This is a genomic window from Halorubrum sp. C191, from assembly GCF_002727095.1.
Lineage (GTDB): Archaea > Halobacteriota > Halobacteria > Halobacteriales > Haloferacaceae > Halorubrum > Halorubrum ezzemoulense.
The window spans coordinates 1-20,584 of record NZ_NHNZ01000051.1 but is presented as its reverse complement, the minus strand read 5'-3'; the positions used below and the strand labels follow the sequence as shown (position 1 = coordinate 20,584).

The following is a 20,584-nucleotide window of genomic DNA, read 5'->3' as shown; positions in this document are numbered from 1 at the left end:
GGCGACCGAACGGGTTCGAGAGGGGGCGCCGCGGACTCTTTATCAGCGATCCGGCCGAAGGCGTGTTCGTATGCGCGTCCGGGACCTGCCGCTTTCGTCACGCGTCGTCGACCACTTCGCCGAGCGCGGCGTGCGCGAACTGTACCCGCCGCAGCGCGCGGCGGTCGACGCGGGCGTCTGCGACGGCGCCGATGTCGTCGCGGCGGTGCCGACCGCCTCGGGCAAGACACTCGTCGCACAACTTGCGCTCCTGACCGCCGACGGCCCCGGGCTCTACGTCTGCCCGCTCCGCGCGCTCGCCCGCGAGAAGTACGAGACGTTCGCGGCGCTCCCCGGCGTCGACGTCGGCATCTCCACCGGCGACTTCGACGCGACGGGCGAGGCGCTCGCCGGCAACGACGTGGTCGTCGCCACGAGCGAGAAGGTCGACTCGGCGATCCGCAACGGCGCCTCGTGGGTCGACGCGCTGGCCTGCGTCGTCGTCGACGAGGTCCACCTGCTCGGCGCGACGGGGCGCGGACCGACCCTCGAAGTGACGCTGGCGACGCTCCGACGCCGGAATCCGGACCTCCAGACGGTCGCGCTGTCGGCGACGGTCGACAACCCCGAGGCGATCGCCGACTGGCTCGACGCCGCGCTCGTCGAGTCCGAGTGGCGGCCGGTCGACCTCCGGACCGGCGTCGCCGTCGGCGGCGAGGTCGACTTCGACGACGGCACGAGCCTCTCGGTCGACCTCGACGAGACCGAAATCGACGGCGACGGGGACGCTGACGACGAGAACGATCCGACCGAGGTCACGGCCGCGCTGGTCGCCGACGCGGTCGCGGACGGCGGCCAGTGCCTCGCCTTCGTCCGCTCTCGCCGCGAGGCGGTCGACCTCGCCGAGCGGCTCGCCGAGGACGGCCTCGCCGCGGAGTTGGGGATCGACGAGGCGGCCGCCGCGGCGGCCGAGGAGGCGACCGACGTGGACGGCACGCTCACCGGCCGACAGCTCGCCGACTGCCTGCGGACGGGCGTCGCGTTCCACCACGCCGGGCTCCGGTCGGGTCACCGCGCCGTCGTCGAGTCGGCGTTTCGCGAGCGCGACGTGGCCTGTATCTGCGCCACGCCCACGTTGGCGGCCGGCGTCAACGTGCCCGCGCGCCGCGTCGTCGTCCGCGACCAGCGCCGGTACGGGGAGGGCGGCATGGCGTGGATCCCGACGCTCGAGGTCCACCAGATGTGCGGCCGCGCCGGTCGGCCCGGCCTCGACCCGCACGGGGAGGCGGTCCTCGTCGCCGACGCAGACACTCGAGGGGAGGTTCGCGAGCGCTACGTCGAGGGCGAGCCCGAGGCCGTCGAGTCGCAGCTCGCCGAGCCGGGCGCGCTCCGGACGCACGTGCTCGCGGCGGTCGCGACGGGGTTCGCCGCGACCGAGTCGGAGATCCTCGACGTGTTCGAGGGGACGTTCTACGCGCGAGAGACGGGGGCGGGCGGGCTCGCCGACGCCGTCGCCGTCGCGGTCGACGACCTCGTTGCGGCCGAGATGGTCGCGCGGGAGACGGGCGGGGTCGAGGACTATCGCCTCGTCGCGACGGCGGTCGGCGAGACGACCTCGAAGCAGTACGTCCGCCCGGAGACCGGCGAGCGGATCGTCGCCGGCCTCCGCGCGGCGGCCGACCTGTCCGAGGCGACGACGCTCACCGCCTTCGAGGTGATCTGCGACACGCCGGACATGCAGGACACCTACCTCGGCAACGCAGAGCGGGCCGACATCTACCAGTTCGCCCGGAGCAACGCCGCACAGCTGACGACGGACATGACCGACCCGGACGACTTCGAGGGGTGGCTGGAGTCGGTGAAGACCGCCCGCATCCTAGACGAGTGGATCGGGGGCGCGACCGTCGAGGAGCTGGTCGAGCGGTACCGGATCGGTCCGGGAGACCTCGACTCCCGTGTCGAGCGCGCGGAGTGGCTGCTGAGCGCGGCCGAGGCGCTCGGGGAGACGACGGGCGTGCGCGTTCCCGCGGTGTCCCGGGCGCGGTCGCGGCTGTGAGCGACGAGGGATGCCGGGGAAAAACGAAAGCGGCGGCGACGCGCGGCGGCTCAGTCCGCCGAGCCGACCGCGCGGTGGAACGGCGTCCGGGCGATGGTCTGGCGCAGTTCCGCGAGCGAGTCGCGGCCGACGTCGCTCGCCGCGGACATCACCGCGAACACCTCCTGTCTGGACACCTTCACGCCGGTCTCGGTGAGCGCGTCTTCCGGGCGGCTCCCGAGCTCTCGGAGGGTACCGACCGCGAGCAGGTACGGGACCGTCCACGCCTCCATCGTGTTCCCGTTCGACAGCGGCATCGTCTCCAGGTACGCCTGCGCGTCGTCGAGGAACGAGCGGGCGTAGTCCGCGGTCCGGCCGACGACCCGCGCGGACGACTCGCGGTTCTCGGGGTGGACAACGCGCTCCTGCTCGACGCCCTCGGCCTCGAGCCACTCGGCAGGGAGGTAGACGTTGTTCTCCTCGGTGTAGTCGTCGTAGACGTCCTTCGAGACGTTGACGAGCTGGAGGAGGAGGCCGAACTCCTCGGCGGTCTCCCGCAGTCGCGTCGCGCGCTCCTCGGTGAGGTCGCCGCGGGTGAGCAGGTTCGTGATGAGGTTGCCGACGGTGCCGGCCGCGTAGTAGCAGTACTGTTCCAACTCGTCGCGGTCGTCGATGCGGAGTCCGCCTTCGGTCGCGTGACGCTCGACGAACATCGCCATCCCGTCGACCATCTCCAACACCGGCGGGACGATGGCATCCTGGGCCTCCGGGTCGAGCTCTTCGAACGTCGCAGCGATCGTGGGCGCCTCGGCGACGACGGTCCAGTCGTCGTCGCGCTCCGCGGGCAGCCACTCGTCGACCGACGCGCGGAACGCCGCGATGTCCGTCTCGTCGTCCGGATCGATCGATCGCCGGTACGTCCGCAACACGTCGCTCTGGGCGTCCGGCGGGATATGACCCGCGTCCTCGACCGTGTCGGCGACGCGGCAGAGGAGGTAGCCGACGCAGATCTGCGACGCCATCGGCTCCTCTAACACGTCGACAGTCAGCGCGAAGGTCCGCGAGACCCCCTGGACCGCCTCGTGACACCACTCGAGGTCGGCCTCGCCGGGGCCGTGTTCTCGTCCGCTCATTCAGTTGCCGGTATTTACGGCACAACGCATAAAAACCCTCGTGGAACGTCCGCCGGGCGTCGACCGCGGGACGGGCGGCCGAAATCGCACGACTCGACTCCCGTCAGCTCCGACGAACCGACGACCCGTGTACAATCGTGTGGAAACGGCTAAGTCCGCCCGGCCAAAGGCTCGGGTATGGAGTTCACGCTCACCGAAGAGCAGCGTCAGATACGCGACACCGTCGCGGAGTTCGTCGACGAGGAGGTCGTTCCGCGCGCGGCCGAGATCGACGAGACCGATGAGTTCCCCGCCGACCTGGTCGAGAAGATGGCCGACCTCGGTCTCATGGGCATGCCGTTCCCGGTGGAGTACGAGGGCGCGGGCCTCGACTACCACAGCTACGCGATCGGGCTCGAAGAGATCTCCCGCGGCTCCGGCGGGCTCGGGACGGTCGTCGCCGCCCACACCTCGCTGGCCGGCAACATGCTCTACGAGTTCGGCGACGAGGCCCAGAAGCAGGAGTACCTCACCGCGTTAAACACCGCCGAGGACATCGGCGCGTTCGCCCTCTCGGAGGCGGAGGCCGGCTCCGACGTGCCGGCGATGTCGACCACCGCGGAACGCGACGGCGACGGCTACGTCGTGAACGGCGGCAAGCTCTGGATCTCGAACGGCTCCGTCGCTGACACGGTCACCCTGTTCGCCAAGACCGACCCCGACGCCGGCCGGAACGGCATCTCCTCGTTCGTCGTGCGCCCCGAGGAGGACGACGGGTTCATCGTCGAGGGGACGGAGGACAAGCTCGGCGACAAGGGATGTCCGACCGCGGAGCTCCGGTTCGACGACATGTGGATCCCCGAGGACCGGCTGCTCGGCGAGGAGGGCGACGGGTTCGTCCACGCGCTGAAGACGCTCAACGGCGGGCGCATCACCATCGCGGCCCGGTCGGTCGGGATCGCGCGCGCGGCACTTAACGAGGCGAAATCCTACGCCCAACAGCGCGAACAGTTCGACCGCCCCATTTCTGACTTCCAGGCGATCCAGCACAAGCTCGCCGACATGGACACGAAGGCGCGCGCGGCGGAGCTGCTGATGCACGAGGCGGCTGACCTGAAGATGCGCGACGAGGACTACATCAAGGAGGCCGCGCAGGCGAAGCTGTACGCCTCGGAGATCGCCCGGGAGGTCGCCAACGAGGGCATCCAGATCCACGGCGGCTACGGCTACACCAAGGACTTCCCCGCGGAGCGGTTCTACCGCGACGCCAAGCTCTCGGAGATATACGAGGGAACGAGCGAAGTGCTCCGCAACACGATCGCACAACAGCTCCTCGACGAGTGAGCGGGCGGGGCCGCGCGGGCCACGCCCCTCAGCGGTCGTCTGGAGTCTCGCCCTCCCCGTCGCGGTCGCCGTCCGCGATGTCGCGATCGCCGTCCGCCGCGTCTCCGTCTGCCTCGCGCTCCTCGCCGGATCCCGGCCCGTGCGCCACGTCGGCGTCCGACGGGTTCTGGTCGACCGCGTACTCTCCGGTGTCGATCCGCTCCGCGGGCTCCGAGTAATCGCGATCGCTCGGCGAGAAGTCGGGCCGGACGACGCCGTCCTCGGGGATATCGAGGTCCTCCTCGGACGACGCCTCGCTCGCAACGTCGTCCGCCTCGGCGTCGGCGACCACGTCGTCGTCGGGTTCGTCGCCGGCGTCCTCGCTCCCTACGCCACCCTCGTCGACGCCGCCCCTCTCGTCTCCCGCGGGCTTCTCGCCTCCAGGGGGCTCCTCGTCTTCGGCGGGCTTCCCCTCCTCTGTGCGACTCCCGACGCTTCCGTCCGTCTCGTCGACTCCGTCCTCTCCCCCGTCGTCGCCGTCGAGCCATTCGAAGGAGTCGGCCCCGTCGCTTCGGCGGGCCGCGACGGCGGTCGCGAGGCGCTCGGTGAGGGTCTGCTTCAGCGCCTCGGCCTCGCCGACCTCGAAGTCGACGGCGGCCGCGTCGCTGCCGGTCAGCGAACCGGTGCCCGCCGTGTCGGCGACGATCGTCGCCACGCCCCACCGGCGCTGGAACACGGTCCGGCTGTCGATCACGTTCTGGATCCGGTAGTACGGGACGACGGCGACGGTCCGGCTCCAGAACCCGTTCCGCGTGAGCAGGTGGTCCTCGCCGACCCAGTAGCCGCGGTGTTTCCACTTCAGGTGCGCCGCGGGCGGGACGGCGAGGAGGAGGGCGGCCGCCCCGTACCAGGGGATCGACGGCGACACGTACCAGTTCACGCCGTACGCGATCCCGGTGAGGACGCCGACGATCAGCGTGTACCGGATGACGTACCGCCAGCGGATCCGCTTCGGCGGGCGGTTGAACTCCGGCGTCCCGAACGACTCGACCTCGTGTGCGAGCCGGTAGACGCGGTCGGTGGCGGCGATCGGGACGGCGGACTGGTTGCCCGACTCGCTCCCCTGTCCGGGGGCGTATCCCGCCGTCTCGATAGAGAGGCTCGCGTAGCCGAGCGCGCGCTTGGCGGGGTTGTCGGTGATCCGCAGCGCCTGGATCTTCTCCGTCGGGATCGACCCGCTGTATCGCCGGAACAGCCCGCGTTCGTAGCGCAGCTCGTCGCCGGCCCGCGAGAGCCGGAACCCGTAGTAGTTCGAGAAGGCGACGCCCGCGCCGATGAGCCACGACGCGATGAAGAGGGCCGCGACCCCGACGATCGCGGTCGCGGTCAGCGCGGCGGCCGAGGTCTCCGGCAGGAAGCTCGACAGCACCGGGAACGACCCGGAGCTGAGGAACGCCAGCAGCCCGATCAGGCGCCCGTCGAACGACAGCGCGCCGACCATGGCGAGCTCGCCGGGCGAGATGGCGAACAACACTTCCTCGTCGGGGCCGAACGCGTCGTCTCCACCGGGGTCGACCGCGTCGGCGTCGGTCCCCGACGCCTCGGCGTCGTCGTCTCGGCTGGCGCGTCCGGACTTCCGGCGCTGGACTTCGCGCTGGAGCCGCGTCGCCTCGTCGGGCGTGACGAAGCGGATCGACCCCTCGGTGCTGGAGCCGCCGGCGGTCTCTAAGTCGACCGCGGCGACGCCGATCGCCCGCTGAATCACGCCGCGGCTCACGTCGACGTTCTGGATCCGCCGGTACGGGATCTCTCGCTCGCGTCGCGAGATGACGCCGGAGGAAATGTCGAGCGTGTCCTCGGTGAGGACGTACTCGAACCGGCGGTAGTACGCGACCTCGTAGGCGAACGTGACGAGGAGGATGGCGGCGCCCCCGCCGACCGCCAACGGGAGCCCGAAGCCGCCGCTGTTCACGATCACGAACAGCGCGACGGCGGTCCCGGCCGCCTTCTGGAGCGCGCGGTACGGGACCGACTGCGGCGCCAGCTTCACACCGCGTCCTCCCCGTCGGCGCGGATCGCCAGCCGCTTCAACTCCTCGCGGAGGTCGCTCGCGCCGTCCGGCGTGAGTCCCGGGATCCGCACGTCCGCGCCCCGCGATCCGGCGGTGTACACCACGCAGGAGGCGAGCCCGACCGTCCGTTCGACCGGGCCGCGGCGGGAGTCGACGTGTTGGATCCGCACCAGCGGCACCGTCGTCCGGACCTGCGTGACCACCCCGCGGTCGAGGTAGATCGCGTCCTCGCGGATCTCGTAGCTCCAGCGTCGGTACCGCAACAGCGCGTGGGCGACGGTGAGCGTCAGGACGACCCCCCCGACGGCGACCGGTGCCCACCGCGGGAGGTACTCGAAGTACGCGCCGCCGACGAAGGGAGCGGTGACGAGCGCAGACAGCAGCACCGCGCGGAGGACCCACACGACCTGGACTCGGGGATGGAGCGTCTGTGCCGTCATCGACGGTCCCCCGTCGCGTGTCCGTGTGTCATGTCCGCGGCTTGTTCCCCCCGACGTATAAGTCCGGTCGGACGTGGCCGGAAGGCTTCGACGTGCGAGCGCCGATCCGCGGGCGTCGATTGCCGTGATTGTTATCATCTATCAAAGGAGAAACTTGCCGAAACCAATATCACGAACGATCGAGTCGTGGTCGCCATGGCCGACGATCCGTTCGAGAACATGCTCGCCCAGATGGACCGCGCCGAGGAGTACGCAGACGTGGACCACGGGGTGTTCGAGCGGCTCAAGCACCCGGAACGCACGCTGAAGGTGACGCTCCCGGTGGAGCTGGAGTCCGGGGAGGTCGAGGTGTTCGAGGGGTACCGCTGTCAGTTCGACAGCGCCCGCGGGCCGTTCAAGGGCGGCGTTCGGTTCCACCCGACGGTCACGCAGCGAGAGGTCGAGGCGCTCGCCGGGTGGATGACGTGGAAGACTGCCCTGGTCGACCTCCCGTACGGAGGCGCCAAAGGCGGCGTGATCTGCGAACCGAAAGACCTCACCGAACGCGACCTCGAACGGCTCACCCGGCGGTACACCGAGGGGATCCGTCGGATGATCGGTCCCGAGATCGACGTGCCCGCGCCGGACATGAACACGAACCCGCAGACGATGGCGTGGATGATGGACACCTACTCGATGTACGAGGGGTACTCCGTCCCGCAGGTCGTCACCGGGAAGCCGCTTGAGATCGGCGGAACGCCGGGTCGCGTGGAGGCGACCGGTCGCGGCGTCTCGCTCGTCACGGAGCGGCTCTTCGAGTACCTCGACCGCGACCTGTCGGACGCGACGATCGCGATTCAGGGGTTCGGGAACGTCGGGTCGAACGCGGCCCGACTCCTCGACGAGGGGGGCGCCAACGTGGTCGCCACCTCGGACGTGTCGGGCGCGGCCTACGACCCCGACGGGCTCGACGTGGCCGCGCTCGGCGCGCACGTCGACGCCGGCGGACTGGTCGAGGAGTATGTCGCGGGCGAGATCCGCGGCGGCGCGAGCACCGCCGACTCCCGCTGGGACGACCCCGACCAGATCACCAACGCGGAGCTGCTCACGCTCGACGTCGACGTGCTCATCCCGGCCGCCGTCGAGGGCGTGATCACCGCCGACAACGTCGACGACCTCCGTGCGTCGGCGGTCGTCGAGGCGGCGAACGGCCCGACGACCGTCGCGGCCGACAAGGCGCTCACCGAGCGCGACATCCAAGTCGTGCCGGACATCCTCGCGAACGCGGGCGGCGTCATCGTCTCCTACCTGGAATGGGTCCAGAACGCGCAGGAGTTCTCGTGGCCGCTGGAGACGGTTAACGCCGAGCTTGAGCGGCGCATCGGGAGCGCCTTCGACAAGACCGTCGAACAGTACGACACGAAGGAGCTCCCCGACCTGCGGACCGCCGCCTACACGCTCGCCTTGGAGCGCACCGCGAAGGCCCACGAGTACCGCGGGCTGTTCCCGTAGCCGGCTGGTCGCGGTCGCTTCCGGCCGCGGACGCTCCGCTCGGCGTCAGGCCCGCCTGATCCGGTCGGCGGTGACCGCGATCGGCTCGGCGTAGTGGAGGATCGGGTCGCCGTCGGGGGCCTCGAAGCCGTTCGCCGCGAACAGCGTGTTCGCCCGGATATCCGCCTCGGCCGGCCGCAGCGTCCACGGGTCGTGTTCGATCTTGCCCACGTACAGCCGCCCGCTCTCTCCCGCGGTGTAGAACCGGTAGTTCTCCAGTAAAAACGCCGGCAGCGACCCGATATCCGGGGTGAACGCCTCGCCGGCCGGCGCGTAGGTCGCGTCGAACCGCGCGTGCGGGACGCCCTCGTGGACGCGACGGCTCGCGAAGCGGACGGCGTCGCGCGCGTCCGCGTCGACGCCTCCCTGCCCCGCGCCGCCGCTCGCCGCGGTGCCCCGAACGTCGGTCTCGGCGCGGTAGTACGGGAGCCGGAACAGCCCGCGGGCGACCGCGACGCCGAGACGATCGTCGGCGTCGAGGCTGTGGAAGTAGACGCCGGGACCGTTCGGCCCCTCGACGTAGGTCCGGAGGTTGAGTTCGGGGAACGACAGCCCTCGCGGGACCCCGCGCGGACGGATGTCCTCCATCACGAACGGGACGACGCCGAGGTACGCGTCGCCGTCGTGAGTCGCGACCGAGAGCCCGTCGGGCAGCGCCGCGGCGACGGTCGACGGGTCGACGGGCCAGTGTGCGAACAGTCCGTCCCGCCACGTCATCTCCAGCCAGCGGCGACCAAGCATACCGATCTGTACGTGACGAGGGGGCAAAACCCGCACGACACCGGCGGTTTCGGACCCCCGCCGACGGTCACTCTCGCGGGCCGGCGTCGTCCCCGCGATCGGCCGCGGAGTCGGGCGCCTCCGGCGCGTCCTTCCACTCGCCGAGGCCGGACGGATCGAGGTGGACGTGGACGTCGCCGACGTCCTCCAGTCCGCGCAGGGTCGTGACGAGCTCCGTCTCCACGCTGTGGGCCTCTCGGAGCGTCATCTCCCCGTCGACCTCGACGTGGACCTCGACCTCCAGGTCGGTTCCGTCGTAGAACACGGTCAGGTCGTGGACGCCCTCGACGGCGGGGTTGTCGCGGAGGGCGGCGACCACGCGCTCGCGGTCGCCCGGCGGCGGCGCGCCCCCGACGAGGTACGTGACGTTCTCGCGGCCGATCTCGATCCCCTGGTAGACGACGAGGAGGCTGACGAGCGCGCCGGCGACGGGATCGAGAACGGGCACGTTCAGGAACACGCCGAACACGCCGACCAGGGCGGCGATCGTGGTGTAGATGTCGTTGAGACAGTCGACCGCGAGGGCGGCGAGCGCCGTCGAGCCCAGGTCGGCGTTCACCAGTTCCGTGTACCGATACAGCAGGTACATGTCCGCCATCGCGAACAGCAGCGCCCCGACGAGGAGGAGGCTCGCCCGCACCTCCACCGGGCCGACGAACCCGAGCACGGACTCGCGCAACAGGAGCAGCCCGAGGACCGCCACCGTCGCGCCGACGAACAGCGCCGTCAGCGGCTCGATCCGCTGGTGGCCGTGCGGGTGCGTCTCGTCCGCGCTCTCGTACCGCGATCCCCCCCAGACGAACACGACCGCGCTGGCGACGAGGTCGGCGACGGAGTGTGCGGCGTCGGCCAGCAGCGCCACGCTGTTGAACGCGAGCCCCGTCGCGCCCACGACGGCTATCTTCGCCGCGTTGCCCGCGACGTTCACCGCCGCGGCCCGCTGAAACCGAGCGCGGTCGTCGTTCCCGAAGGGACTCAACATAGCAGTCGGTGCGCCCGCGACCCTGTTAAGCGTCTCGCGTCGCGTCAACGCTCGCCGCATCGCCGGAAGGCGGCCGCTAGCGACGGCCGTCTCGCGCCCGAAGACTCCGTCGTAACGCCTAAGACCGAAACGCTCCTCGCCTACGGTAATGAATCACGATCTTTTCGCCCGAGGTGGTCCCGGTGGGCGTCGAAATTAAGGAAACGGAGGTGAGCGACGAGGATTTCGAGGAGATGAAAGGCTTCGTCCGCGACTACCTCGCGGCCAGCGTCGAGAGCGAGGACGACGGCGGGCGCATGCGCTGGTACCCCTGGCACTCGGCGTCGTACCGGTTCAACCACATCCTCAACGTCGTCGACCTCGCGACAGAGATCGCCGAGGCGGAGGGCGCCGACGTGGACGTGGTCCGCGTCGCGGCCGTCTTTCACGACGTCGCCAAGCTGGAGGCGGAGCAGGACGTCCACGCGGAGGCCGGCGCGCGCGTCACCCGCGAGTACCTCCAGAGCCGCGGCAACTACCCCGAGTCGTTCATCGAGGAGGTGTGCGGGGCGGTCGTCGACCACTCGTACACCGGCGACCTCGACGACGTGCCCCTCGAGAGCCGGTGTCTGATCGAGGCCGACGTGCTCGACAAGGTCGGCGCCAACGGCGCGGTCCTCATGCTGTTGCGCATGGGGTACGAGTCGCGCACGCACATGGACTCCGCGAAGATGGTCGACCGGGTGCTCCAGCGAGCGCACGACCATACCGACCGCGTCGTCTCCGACACCGCCGAGAGCATCGCCCACCAGCGGATCAAACGCGTGAAGTGGCTCCGCGAGTGGCTCGAAGAGGAGGTCTCCAGGATGGACGCCGACGGCGTCACCGACCGCTGAACCGGTCCCCTTCCTCCCGGCAGCCGCCGGAAACGAGGCCAGTCGCCGCCGAGAGCGAACTCAGTCCGCTTCGTCCGTCTCCACCAGCGGCAGGACCCGTTCGAGGTACCCGTCGATCCCGGCGCGGGAGTCGTCGACCCAGGCTCCCCCGTTGGTCGTCGTCCAGCGGAACATCCCCCCGGTCGCGAACGTCTGGAGGGTCGCGACGACCTCCTCAACAGGTACCGATGGTGGGCTGGCTCCCGCTGCGTGCCCGTCGGGCGCCTCCGTCTCGGCCGCGGCCTCGCGGACGAGCCGCTCTAGGTACTCGCCGAAGACCCGGTCGCTGCGGTCGAAGTGCTCGCGGTACGCCTCGTCGTTCGCGGCCTGCGCGCGGAGCTCCGTCATCACCGTGACGAACTGCGCGTCCGGTGCGTAGGCGCCGTCGAGGGACGCGGGATCGACCGCTGCCGTGAGGTAGATGTCGAGCTCGTCCCGGGCCGAGCGCTCCGGAGGCGCCTCGGCGCCGTCGCTGTTCGCGCTCGGAGCCGACTCGTCGACCGGCTGCGAGTCGCCGCCGCTGACGGGCGGGGGGTCGCCGCTGTCGGAAATCGAGGCCTCGAACTCGTCGAGCAGGAACCCCATGAGGTCGACGAGCAGGTCGTCTTTGCCGTCGTAGTGGTGGTACACCAGCGACGGGCTCTTGTCGAACTCGTCGCCGATCCGCTGGATCGTGACGCTCGCGTACCCGTGCTTCCGGAGCGCGCGGAACGCCGCGCCGAGGATCGCTTCCCGCGTGTTCGTCGGCTCCGCGAACGGTCCGTCCATGTTCTGGATACTGGCGCCGACTATATATCGGCCCTGATTGAACGTTCATTCAACACGCTTATGTCGATGGCGACTGACAGGAACCTATGACTCGTCACGCTCCGCCGCGGTACGACCGGTCGCCGTTCGCGACCAAACGCACCCCAAGCGACGGCGGAGGTGACCGATGAGCCGGCCGACGCGGCTCGCGACGGCCGCGCTCGCCGTCGTCGCGGCGAGCGCACTGCTCGTCGGCGTCTCGCTCGCCGGCGCCGCGGCGCCGAGCGCGGGCGCGCCGTCCGGCGGCGACGTCGCCGCGTTGTCGGGAGTCGACGGTCCGACCGCCGACGGCACCGTCGCGCAGACGGAGTCGAATCCGACCCCTAGACAGGTCCGCGGGTCGCCCGTGCTGGAACTGTTCGCCACCCAGCGGACGGTTCCGAGCGGCGCCGAGTCGACCCTCACGATCGACATCGTCAACACCGGCGAGATGTCGATCGGCAACCAGCTTGACTCCCGCGTCACCACCGCTCGCGGGCTCACCCTCGAGATCGACGACGGCGGCGTGCCGATCGACGTAGAGGACGGCAAGATCCCGGTCGGAGACGTTCGGACCGCCGCGAGCCCGGTCTCCGTGCCGCTCGACGTGACGGTGCCCGACGACGTGCCCGACGGCCGGTACGAGGTCGAGGCGACGGCCCGCTACCGGTACACCTTCGAGATCATCCCCGAGTTCAACGACCACAAGGACCGCCGCGGGATCGAGGACTTCGACCTGACCATCGTCGTCGACGACGGCGCCCGCTTCGCGGTCATCGAGACCGACACCGACGCGCAGGTCGGCGGCAGCGGCGACGTGGCCGTCACGCTGTCGAACGTCGGCGACGAGACCGCGCGCGACGCGGTCGTCTCCGGCACCACGACCGCGCCCGGCGTCACCCTCGGGCAGGGCGGCGGGCAGGCGTTCGTCGGCGACTGGGCGCCCGGCGAGAACCGGACGGTGACGTTCGACTCCTCCGTGGCGGAGTCGTTCCCCGGCGGCGCCTACGCGCTCTCCTCGACCGTCGACTACCGCGACCCGAACGGAATCGACGCGACCGCGGCGGCCGCCCGCGCCGGCGTCGTTCCGATCCGTGAGCAGTCGTTCGCGCTGCGCAACGTCTCCGGCACGCTCGAAGTCGGGTACTCCGGCACGGTCTCCGGCACGATCACGAACGAGGGCCCGCTCGACGTCGAGAACGCCGTCCTCGTCGCGGACTCCGGGAGTAACCGCGTGAGCCTCGGCGAGAGCCGGTACGCGCTCCCGACGATCCCGGCCGGCGAGTCGGCGACCTTCACCTTCGACGCCGACGTGAGCGGGAGCGCCGACCCCGGCCCCCGACAGTTCCGGTTCACCACCGAGTACGACAGCGGCGACGCGACGCTCTCGGTCGAGAAGACCCGCCGCGTCGAGGTGGCGCCCCGGCAGCCCGAGTTCGAACTGGCCGTCGAGAACGCCACCGTCACGGCGGGCGAGACCCGGCGAATCAACGCCACGATCACGAACCGGCGGCCGGAGACGCTCTCCTCGATCAACGCCGGACTCTACGCCGACAGCCCGCTGACGGCGGTCAACGACGAGGCGTTCGTCGACGAGCTCGAACCCGGCGAGTCCGCTGAGACCTGGTTCGAGGTGTCCGCCGCTTCGGGGGCGAGCGTCGAGGACCACCCGATCGAGCTCGACTTCCGGTACGAGGACGAGCGGGGCAACGACCGCATCTCCGACATCACGCAGGTCCCGGTCACGGTGACCGCCGCCGTCGACGACGGCGGGCGCCCCGTCGGCCTGATCGCCGTCGCCGCCCTGCTCGTCGTCGCCGCGGCCGGCGGCGCCGTCTGGTACCGACGGCGGTGATCCGATGAGGGGACACGCCACCGTTCGCGCGACGGAGCGCCACCGCCTTCGCTCCCCGTCGGCCAGCCTTCCGTCGCCGACGAGTGAACGTCGGACAGCGGGGCGACCGTGACCGCCGTCGACCGGCTGATCGAGGAGATCGACCGCGTCGTCACGGAGCGGCCGCTGGCGGTCATCGCGGTTTTCATCCTCGTGACCGCCGCGTTCGCGGGCGGTCTGACCGGCATCGAGACGAACGCCGGCACGGACCAGTTCACGCAGGACATCCCCGCACAGCGGGCGCTCGACGACATCGACGAGGAGTTCGAGACGTCGATCGGCGGCTCCGCCACCTCCGCGCAGGTGATCGTCTCCGACGACAACGTCCTCTCTCGCGACGCGCTGCTACGAACCTTGGAGACCCAACACCGGCTGGAGTCGCGGTCGACGCTCCGGGTCGCGTCGACGTCGAGCCACGCCGACGCGGTCGCCCGACAGCTGGACTCGACCGCCGCGAGCGCTGCCGAGCGACGCGACGCCGTGGCCGAGGCGACGCCCGCCGAACTGCGGGCCGCCATCGCCGACGCCGACGCGACGGGCGCGATCGCGGCGCAGGTGTCCGTCGACTACAACCCCACCGCGCAGGCGGCCGACACCGCGATCGTGGGGATCACGTACGACCTTCCGGCGTCGGCGACGACGGCGCGGGTGACGGAGCTCCAGACCCGCAGCGTCGACGTCGTCGACTCCGTCCCGGGCAACGTCGCCGGCGAGAACGCGATCCTCTTCGGCGACGGCGTCCTCCAGTCCGAGATAACCGCGCTGTTGACCGACACCGCGATCATCGTCTTCCCGGCGGCGCTCATCCTGATCGTCGGATTCCTGATCTTCTCGTACCGCGACCCGTTCGACATGGCGATCGGGCTGTCAGCACTGCTCATGTCGCTCCTGTGGACGTTCGGGTTCATGGGGTACGCCGGGATCCCCTTCTCCAACTCGCTCGTGACGGTGTTTCCGCTCCTGCTCGCGGTCGGGATCGACTTCGGCATCCACATCGTCAACCGCTACCGCGAGGAGCGGGCGACCGGGGCTGGGATCGAGCGGTCGATGCGGACCACGACCGACCAGCTGCTCATCGCCTTCCTGCTGGTGACGATCACCACCGTGTTCGGGCTCGTCTCCAACGTCGCGAGCCCGTTCGACCCCAACCGCGACTTCGGGATCGTCGCGGCCGCCGGGATCACATTCACGCTGATCATCTTCGGCGTCTTCCTCCCGGCCGCGAAGGTGTTCTCTGACCGGTGGCGCGAGGGGCTCCCGATCCCGGAGTTCGGCACGAGCGCGCTCGGCACCGGCGGCTCGCGGATCGCGCGCGTCCTCCGCGTCGGCGTCGACCTCTCGCGGATCGCTCCGGTCGCGGTCGTCGTGCTCCTCCTCCTCGGCGGCGCCGCCGGCGGCGCCTACGGCTCCGGCGTGGACACGGAGTTCTCGCAGGAGGCCTTCTTCCCGGATCAAGACCGGTTGGAGACGTACGCGGAGCTGCCAGAGCCGTTCGCGCCGACCGACTACACGTTCCTCGACGTGCTGACGCTGTTCGAGGAGGAGTTCGAACAGGACTTTGTGGGGTCGGTGACGCTGTACATCGACCAGTCGGTGAGAGACGACGACGCCCTGGAACTGATCGACCGGACCGCGCGGAACCCGCCGGAGACCTTCGCGACGACCGACGAGCGCCGCGCGCAGGCGACGAGCGTCGTCACCGTGATCGACGACCGCGCGTCGCGTGACCCCGAGTTCGCGGCGTTGGTAGAGCGCAACGACCGCCTCGGGAACGGCGTGCCCGACCGCAACGTCGACGAGGTGTACGACGCGCTCTTGGACTCCTCCGCGGAGAGCCGCGCCCGAGGATACGTGGCGGCCGACCGCGGCAGCGCGCGCGTCGACTTCACGATCAAACCTGGCGTCGACGACTCCGAGGCGGTCGCCGACGTGCGCGACCTCGCCGAGCGCACGCCGCTCGAAGCGGTGCCGACCGGCTCCCTCGTGGTCAACGAGGCCGTGATCGACCTGCTGACCGAGTCGGCGATCCGGAGCCTGTTCGCCGCCTTCGGGCTCACGGCGCTGTTCTTGGCGCTGTCGTACGCGTACTTGGAGGGGAAGGCCGTCTACGGCTTCCTGAACCTCGTTCCCGTCCTCGTCACCGTCGGGCTGCTCATCGGGTCGATGCGGCTGTTCGACATCCCGCTGACGCCGATCAACGCCCCCATCCTCTCGGTGTCGATCGGGCTCGGGGTGGACTACACCGTCCACTTCGTCCACCGGTTCGTCGACGAGTATCAAGAGGGGCTCCCGATCGACGAGGCGCTCGACGTCACCATCGCCGGGACCGGCGGCGCGCTCACAGGCAGCATGCTCACCACGGTCTCCGGGCTTGGCGTCCTGTGGCTCGCGGTGATCCCCCTGCTTCGCGACTTCGGCGTCCTGCTCGCGCTGGGCGTGTTCTACGCCTACCTCTGTTCGATCCTGCTCGTGCCGTCCCTCGTCGTCGTGTGGGACCGGTACGGCTCGCGCGTCGGGCTCGGGCTCGACGACGGGCTCCGCGGTTCCGGCGCCGAGAGCGGGCGCTGACGGTCGAAGGGTTTCGCCGGGGAGAGAACGCGTTTCCCGTCGATCAGCCGACGACGCCGACGAGAAGCTGGACCGTGACGAGGACGAGGAACGCGGCGCCGGTCGCGAGGGTGCCGGCGGCGACGCCGTGCGCGTTTCCGAGTCCGCGGCTCCGCGTCGCGAAGTACGCGCCGAGGAAGACGAAGCCAACGAGGAGCAGCCCGACGATCAGGTACGCGACGTTCACTAGGGTGCCGGCGAGCCCCTCTGGGATACCGAAGCTCCCGACGCCGAGGATGATGCTGCCGCCGAAGAGGACGGTGACGCCCACGAACGAGATCGCCCACACGACTGGCGTCCGGGCGATGTCGCCGAGCGTCTCGACGATCGCCTCGTAGCTACCGCCGTCGCCGTCGCGACCGGGCGCCGCTCGCTTCGCGCCGATCTCGGCGACCGCGACGAAGGTGGCGACGACGAGGAGGCCCATCAGCCCCGTACTCAAGAGGGTTAGTGATGTCATGGATATCCGTTGTTAGGGCCTCCGTTCGCGCGTACAAATACCCTTCGACGCGCGAGTTCCCGGCGTTCCGACACGTGCGCCCGTGCCGTTCGCTGCGCGTCCCGCTCGACCGTCGCCGGGTTCGTCGGCGGAGCGGCTCCGGCTCCGCTCGGGTGCCTGAATCGCTGCCTCTCTCGTCCGATCGCCCGGCCCGCTACACAAGAGATAAGTGTACCATCGCCAAGGGAGGTACAAGGGCAGACAGACGAACATGATAGATCCAGTTATCCTACAACAGGGGAGTGACTGGCGCGCACAGGCGGAGGTCTTCGACGAGATCTTCTTCGTCTTCCTCGCGCTCGGCACCCTCGTCGGCACCATCGTCGTGGCGTACACGCTGTGGAACGTGTACAAGTACCGCGACGACGGGAACCGGTCGGACGAAGAGTTCGACGCGCCGGTCGTCGGCGAGCTCCCCACGGGACAGGGCGGTCCGAAAGCGAAGAAGCTCTTCCTCTCGTTCGGGTTGAGCGCGATCGTCGTCATCAGCCTCGTCGTGTACTCGTACGGGCTACTCCTCTACGTCGAGGACGGACCGGACACCGGCGACGAGGGCGACATCGAGATCATGGTCGAAGGCTACCAGTACGGGTGGGCGTACGAGTACCCGAACGGACACACGGAACGGGGTGAGCTGATCGTGCCCGCTGACCAGCGAATCGATATTAATGTGACCTCAAGGGATGTCTGGCACAACTTCGGCTCGTCGGATTTGCGGATAAAGACCGACGCTATTCCCGGGGACTACAACGAGAACTGGTTCTCAGTGAGCTCCGAGGACGTCGCAGCGCAAGGCGGTGAGGCGACGTACCCCGTCGAGTGCTTCGAACTGTGCGGTCCGGGTCACTCCGCAATGGAAGGACAGATAACCGTCATTCCGGAAGACGAGTGGGAAGAGTGGTACGATAATACCGGAAACGGCTCCGAAAGCGCCAGTATCGAGGCCTCCGGGCTCGGAGCTGTGACACAGAGCGGGGTGAGCGCATGAGCGAACTACCGCCGACGACCTCCGTCAAGCGCTGGCTAGTCACGACCAATCACAAAGACATCGGTATCCTATACACGATCACAGCGCTGTTCTTCCTGCTGTTCGGCGGCGTGATGGCGCTGCTCATCCGCCTCCAGCTGTGGGATCCGACGAGCCAGATCCTCTCTGGGCTGGCGTACAACGAGGCCGTCACCGCGCACGGGTTGATAATGGTGTTCTGGTTCCTTTCGCCGTTCGCGTTCGGGTTCGCGAACTACTTCGTCCCGCTTCAGATCGGCGCGGACGACCTTGCATTCCCGCGGCTGAACGCGCTGTCTTACTGGATGTACCTGTTCTCTGGCGCGCTGCTCGGGATCAGCTTCTTCCAAGGCGGTACGCTGACCGCAGGTTGGACGATGTACGCGCCGCTCAACGTGCCGATGTACACGCCCGGTATCGGGTCGACCGGCGCGATCCTCGCGCTCACAATGTTCATTATCGGCGTCACCGCGTCGACGGTGAACTTCCTCACGTCCATCCATCACTCCCGCGCTGAGGGGATGGGAATTATGGACATGCCGCTGTTCTCGTGGTCGATCCTCGCGACCGTGTGGATGATGCTGTTCGCGTTCGCGGCGCTGCTCGGTGCGCTGTTGATCCTCGGCTCCGACCGGGTGCTTGGGAGCGTCTACTTCTCCGCAACTGAGGGCGGGGCCCTGCTGTGGAGCCATCTCTGGTGGTTCTTCGGCCATCCGGAGGTGTATATCGTCTTCTTCCCGGCGCTCGGGGTCATGCTGGAGCTGTTCCAGACGTTCTCCGGCCGACGCCTCGTCGGTCGCAAGTGGGTCATCATCTCCATCTGCTTGATCGCCGTTCAGTCGTTCCTCGTGTGGATGCACCACATGTTCTTGACGACGATCAACCTGGAGATCAAGACGCTGATGATGGCGACGACAATCGGTATCTCGCTTCCCTTCGACCTGATTGTCTTCTCGCTGATCTACACGCTGATTAAGGGGCGGATCCAGTTCACGACGCCGTTCCTGTTCGCGTTCGGCGCGCTACTGTTGTTCATCCTCGGTGGGATTACTGGCGTCTTCCTCGGCGCTATCGTACTCGACTACGAGTTCCGCGGCACCTACTGGGTGGTCGCGCACTTCCACTACGTGATGTTCGGCGGGGCGACGGCGCTCGTCGGCGCAATCTACTACTGGTTCCCGAAGGTGACCGGGAAGATGTACGACGAGTTCCTCGGAAAGCTCCACTTCGCCACGTTCTTCCTCGGCTTCAACGCCGTCTACTTCTCGATGTTCCTCGCTTGGGAGACCCCACGCCGGGTGTTCGAGTACAATCCCGAGTTCCAGATCTACCACCAGTTCGGGACGATCGGGGCGTTCGTGCTCGGGTTCTCATTCTTCATCATGTTCTACAACCTAGGGAAGTCCTACGTCTCCGGCGAGTCGGCCGGCGCCAACCCGTGGGACTACTCGCGGACCGCGGAGTGGGCGATCTCCTCGCCGCCACCGCTTGAGAACTGGCCGAACCGACCGTCGTACGCTTCCGGAAAACTGGAGTTCGTGAAGGATTACGTGCCCGACGGTGGTCCCGCGATGAAGACGGACGACGACGGCGATGTCGCCACGGACGGCGGTAACACCCACTCGTCGCACATCTCGAGATATGCTCACTGGGACAAACATCCGAGTCACGCGAGCATCTGGCCGTTCGCGCTGTCGCTCGCCCTTGGAGTCCTGCTGTTCGGCCTCTCCGGCTTCGCCAACTCCGTCACCGTCGAGCTTGGCGAGACAGCGCTCCAGAGCGATGTCATCATCTCCAACCTGCTCTACCCGACCGCGATCCTAGCCGGGATCGGCGGGCTCATCTACACCGGCGTGAAGTGGGGCACTGAGGACTTCTACGCCCCGCCGACCGAGTTCGCCGAGCGGTGGCCGTTCAACGGCGTCGAGAAGGTCAAGTTGGGAATGTGGTTCTTTCTGGCGTCCGACGTTCTCGTCTTCGGCGCGCTGCTGTCTGCGGCCATCTTCATCCGCTACAACGCGGGCTGGATGACGTGGGAGCCGCTGACCGACCCGCTACCCGGACTGATCAACACCTTCGTGCTGCTCACGTCCTCGTTCACCGTAATCTTAGCGCTGGTCGCGGCCCGCCGGAAGAGCCGGCAGGGCCTGCTAGCGTCGCTGGGGTCGACCATCCTGCTCGGGTTCGTCTTCATGGCGATCAAGATGTGGGAGTGGAACCACGAGGTCTTCGACAAGGGCGTCACCATCTCGGCGAACGCTCATGGTGACCCGATCCAGGCGTCGATCTACTACGTCACGACCGGGCTCCACGGGATCCACGTGCTACTCGGGTTGGTGGTAGCCATCTTCCTGTTCGTCAGGGCCTACCAGGGTCACTACCTCGACGACGAGCGGCCGATCGAGTACTTCGGCCTCTACTGGCACTTCGTGGACATCGTCTGGGTGTTCGTCTTCCCGCTGTTCTACCTCTTCTGAGGTCGGTCGCGGCCCGGTCTTTTTTCTTTCATCCACTCACGTAGCGTCGTCGCCGAGCGGCTCGGCGCACCACTGACAGAAGTCGACGGTCGGGTCGGTATCCTTGCCACACTCCGGACAGCGCACGGTCTCGTCGCTCGTCGTCTCCG

General features: G+C 68.8%; 15 protein-coding genes. 8 read left to right on the top strand and 7 right to left on the bottom strand.

The genetic code is table 11. The annotated features are described in order from the left end of the window. The first annotated feature begins 70 nt into the window (after window positions 1–70). Window positions 71–2,035: a DEAD/DEAH box helicase gene (locus tag Z052_RS03955; RefSeq protein ID WP_089307794.1), complete on the top strand. Its 1,965-nt coding sequence runs from the start codon at window positions 71–73 to the stop codon at window positions 2,033–2,035. 50 nt (window positions 2,036–2,085) lie between these two features. Here the strand turns inward: Z052_RS03955 and Z052_RS03950 are convergent, their stop codons facing one another. Then, window positions 2,086–3,147, bottom strand: a complete 1,062-nt coding sequence (locus tag Z052_RS03950) for a phytoene/squalene synthase family protein (protein WP_094519554.1) — start codon at window positions 3,145–3,147, stop codon at window positions 2,086–2,088. A 177-nt stretch (window positions 3,148–3,324) separates the two neighbouring features. Between Z052_RS03950 and Z052_RS03945 the strand changes: the two genes are divergently transcribed. Then, a complete protein-coding gene (locus Z052_RS03945) occupies window positions 3,325–4,470 on the top strand; it encodes an acyl-CoA dehydrogenase (RefSeq protein ID WP_049929935.1) in 1,146 nt (381 codons plus the stop codon). Window positions 4,471–4,498: 28 nt separating this feature from the next. On the opposite strand, the gene Z052_RS03940 is transcribed toward Z052_RS03945, so the two are convergent. Both Z052_RS03940 and Z052_RS03935 read right to left on the bottom strand, forming a co-directional pair. Beyond that, the gene (locus tag Z052_RS03940; RefSeq protein WP_094583092.1) at window positions 4,499–6,499 is read right to left on the bottom strand and encodes a PH domain-containing protein; all 2,001 of its coding nucleotides are present in this window, start codon (window positions 6,497–6,499) and stop codon (window positions 4,499–4,501) included. Next, window positions 6,496–6,960, bottom strand: a complete 465-nt coding sequence (locus Z052_RS03935; RefSeq protein WP_049929933.1) for a PH domain-containing protein — start codon at window positions 6,958–6,960, stop codon at window positions 6,496–6,498. Before Z052_RS03935 ends, Z052_RS03940 begins: the two co-directional genes overlap by 4 nt. A gap of 195 nt (window positions 6,961–7,155) precedes the next feature. On the opposite strand from Z052_RS03935, the gene Z052_RS03930 reads away from it, so the two are divergent. After that, complete coding sequence (locus Z052_RS03930) at window positions 7,156–8,451, top strand: Glu/Leu/Phe/Val dehydrogenase (RefSeq protein ID WP_049929931.1); 1,296 nt, start codon at window positions 7,156–7,158, stop codon at window positions 8,449–8,451. 45 nt (window positions 8,452–8,496) lie between these two features. On the opposite strand, the gene Z052_RS03925 is transcribed toward Z052_RS03930, so the two are convergent. Together Z052_RS03925 and Z052_RS03920 are read right to left on the bottom strand one after the other, a co-directional pair. Next, window positions 8,497–9,231, bottom strand: a complete 735-nt coding sequence (locus Z052_RS03925; protein ID WP_049929930.1) for a YqjF family protein — start codon at window positions 9,229–9,231, stop codon at window positions 8,497–8,499. Between the two features lie 67 nt (window positions 9,232–9,298). Beyond that, window positions 9,299–10,252 carry a cation diffusion facilitator family transporter gene (locus tag Z052_RS03920; protein ID WP_049929928.1) on the bottom strand — a complete coding sequence of 318 codons (954 nt, stop codon included), beginning with the start codon at window positions 10,250–10,252 and terminating at the stop codon, window positions 9,299–9,301. Between the two features lie 173 nt (window positions 10,253–10,425). Here Z052_RS03920 and Z052_RS03915 point away from each other — a divergent pair, with 173 nt between their 5' ends. Then, a complete protein-coding gene (locus tag Z052_RS03915; RefSeq protein ID WP_086215963.1) occupies window positions 10,426–11,127 on the top strand; it encodes an HD domain-containing protein in 702 nt (233 codons plus the stop codon). A gap of 60 nt (window positions 11,128–11,187) precedes the next feature. Here Z052_RS03915 and Z052_RS03910 read toward each other — a convergent pair whose 3' ends face one another. Next, window positions 11,188–11,934, bottom strand: a complete 747-nt coding sequence (locus Z052_RS03910) for a TetR/AcrR family transcriptional regulator (RefSeq protein ID WP_049929925.1) — start codon at window positions 11,932–11,934, stop codon at window positions 11,188–11,190. Window positions 11,935–12,100: 166 nt separating this feature from the next. On the opposite strand from Z052_RS03910, the gene Z052_RS03905 reads away from it, so the two are divergent. Both Z052_RS03905 and Z052_RS03900 read left to right on the top strand, forming a co-directional pair. Further along, window positions 12,101–13,807 (top strand): COG1361 S-layer family protein, encoded by a 1,707-nt coding sequence (locus tag Z052_RS03905; RefSeq protein WP_094519552.1) that lies wholly within the window; start codon window positions 12,101–12,103, stop codon window positions 13,805–13,807. Window positions 13,808–13,915: 108 nt separating this feature from the next. Then, the gene (locus tag Z052_RS03900; protein WP_086215966.1) at window positions 13,916–16,414 is read left to right on the top strand and encodes an RND family transporter; all 2,499 of its coding nucleotides are present in this window, start codon (window positions 13,916–13,918) and stop codon (window positions 16,412–16,414) included. A 43-nt stretch (window positions 16,415–16,457) separates the two neighbouring features. Here the strand turns inward: Z052_RS03900 and Z052_RS03895 are convergent, their stop codons facing one another. Next, on the bottom strand, window positions 16,458–16,880 hold the full coding sequence (locus Z052_RS03895; RefSeq protein WP_086215967.1) for a hypothetical protein: 423 nt from the start codon (window positions 16,878–16,880) through the stop codon (window positions 16,458–16,460). A gap of 283 nt (window positions 16,881–17,163) precedes the next feature. Here Z052_RS03895 and coxB point away from each other — a divergent pair, with 283 nt between their 5' ends. Both coxB and Z052_RS03885 read left to right on the top strand, forming a co-directional pair. Then, on the top strand, window positions 17,164–17,940 hold the full coding sequence (gene coxB / locus Z052_RS03890; protein WP_094519551.1) for a cytochrome c oxidase subunit II: 777 nt from the start codon (window positions 17,164–17,166) through the stop codon (window positions 17,938–17,940). Then, the gene (locus Z052_RS03885; protein ID WP_094519550.1) at window positions 17,937–20,435 is read left to right on the top strand and encodes a cbb3-type cytochrome c oxidase subunit I; all 2,499 of its coding nucleotides are present in this window, start codon (window positions 17,937–17,939) and stop codon (window positions 20,433–20,435) included. Before coxB ends, Z052_RS03885 begins: the two co-directional genes overlap by 4 nt. Window positions 20,436–20,584 lie beyond the last annotated feature (149 nt).

What these genes read in the sequence shown, in the direction of transcription:
- Z052_RS03955 (WP_089307794.1), top strand. Translation starts at nt 71, where the DNA reads ATGCGCGTCCGGGACCTGCCGCTTTCGTCACGCGTCGTCGACCACTTC.
- Z052_RS03950 (WP_094519554.1), bottom strand. Translation starts at nt 3,147, where the DNA reads ATGAGCGGACGAGAACACGGCCCCGGCGAGGCCGACCTCGAGTGGTGT.
- Z052_RS03945 (WP_049929935.1), top strand. Translation starts at nt 3,325, where the DNA reads ATGGAGTTCACGCTCACCGAAGAGCAGCGTCAGATACGCGACACCGTC.
- Z052_RS03935 (WP_049929933.1), bottom strand. Translation starts at nt 6,960, where the DNA reads ATGACGGCACAGACGCTCCATCCCCGAGTCCAGGTCGTGTGGGTCCTC.
- Z052_RS03930 (WP_049929931.1), top strand. Translation starts at nt 7,156, where the DNA reads ATGGCCGACGATCCGTTCGAGAACATGCTCGCCCAGATGGACCGCGCC.
- Z052_RS03925 (WP_049929930.1), bottom strand. Translation starts at nt 9,231, where the DNA reads ATGCTTGGTCGCCGCTGGCTGGAGATGACGTGGCGGGACGGACTGTTC.
- Z052_RS03920 (WP_049929928.1), bottom strand. Translation starts at nt 10,252, where the DNA reads ATGTTGAGTCCCTTCGGGAACGACGACCGCGCTCGGTTTCAGCGGGCC.
- Z052_RS03910 (WP_049929925.1), bottom strand. Translation starts at nt 11,934, where the DNA reads ATGGACGGACCGTTCGCGGAGCCGACGAACACGCGGGAAGCGATCCTC.
- Z052_RS03905 (WP_094519552.1), top strand. Translation starts at nt 12,101, where the DNA reads ATGAGCCGGCCGACGCGGCTCGCGACGGCCGCGCTCGCCGTCGTCGCG.
- Z052_RS03895 (WP_086215967.1), bottom strand. Translation starts at nt 16,880, where the DNA reads ATGGGCCTCCTCGTCGTCGCCACCTTCGTCGCGGTCGCCGAGATCGGC.
- coxB (WP_094519551.1), top strand. Translation starts at nt 17,164, where the DNA reads ATGATAGATCCAGTTATCCTACAACAGGGGAGTGACTGGCGCGCACAG.
- Z052_RS03885 (WP_094519550.1), top strand. Translation starts at nt 17,937, where the DNA reads ATGAGCGAACTACCGCCGACGACCTCCGTCAAGCGCTGGCTAGTCACG.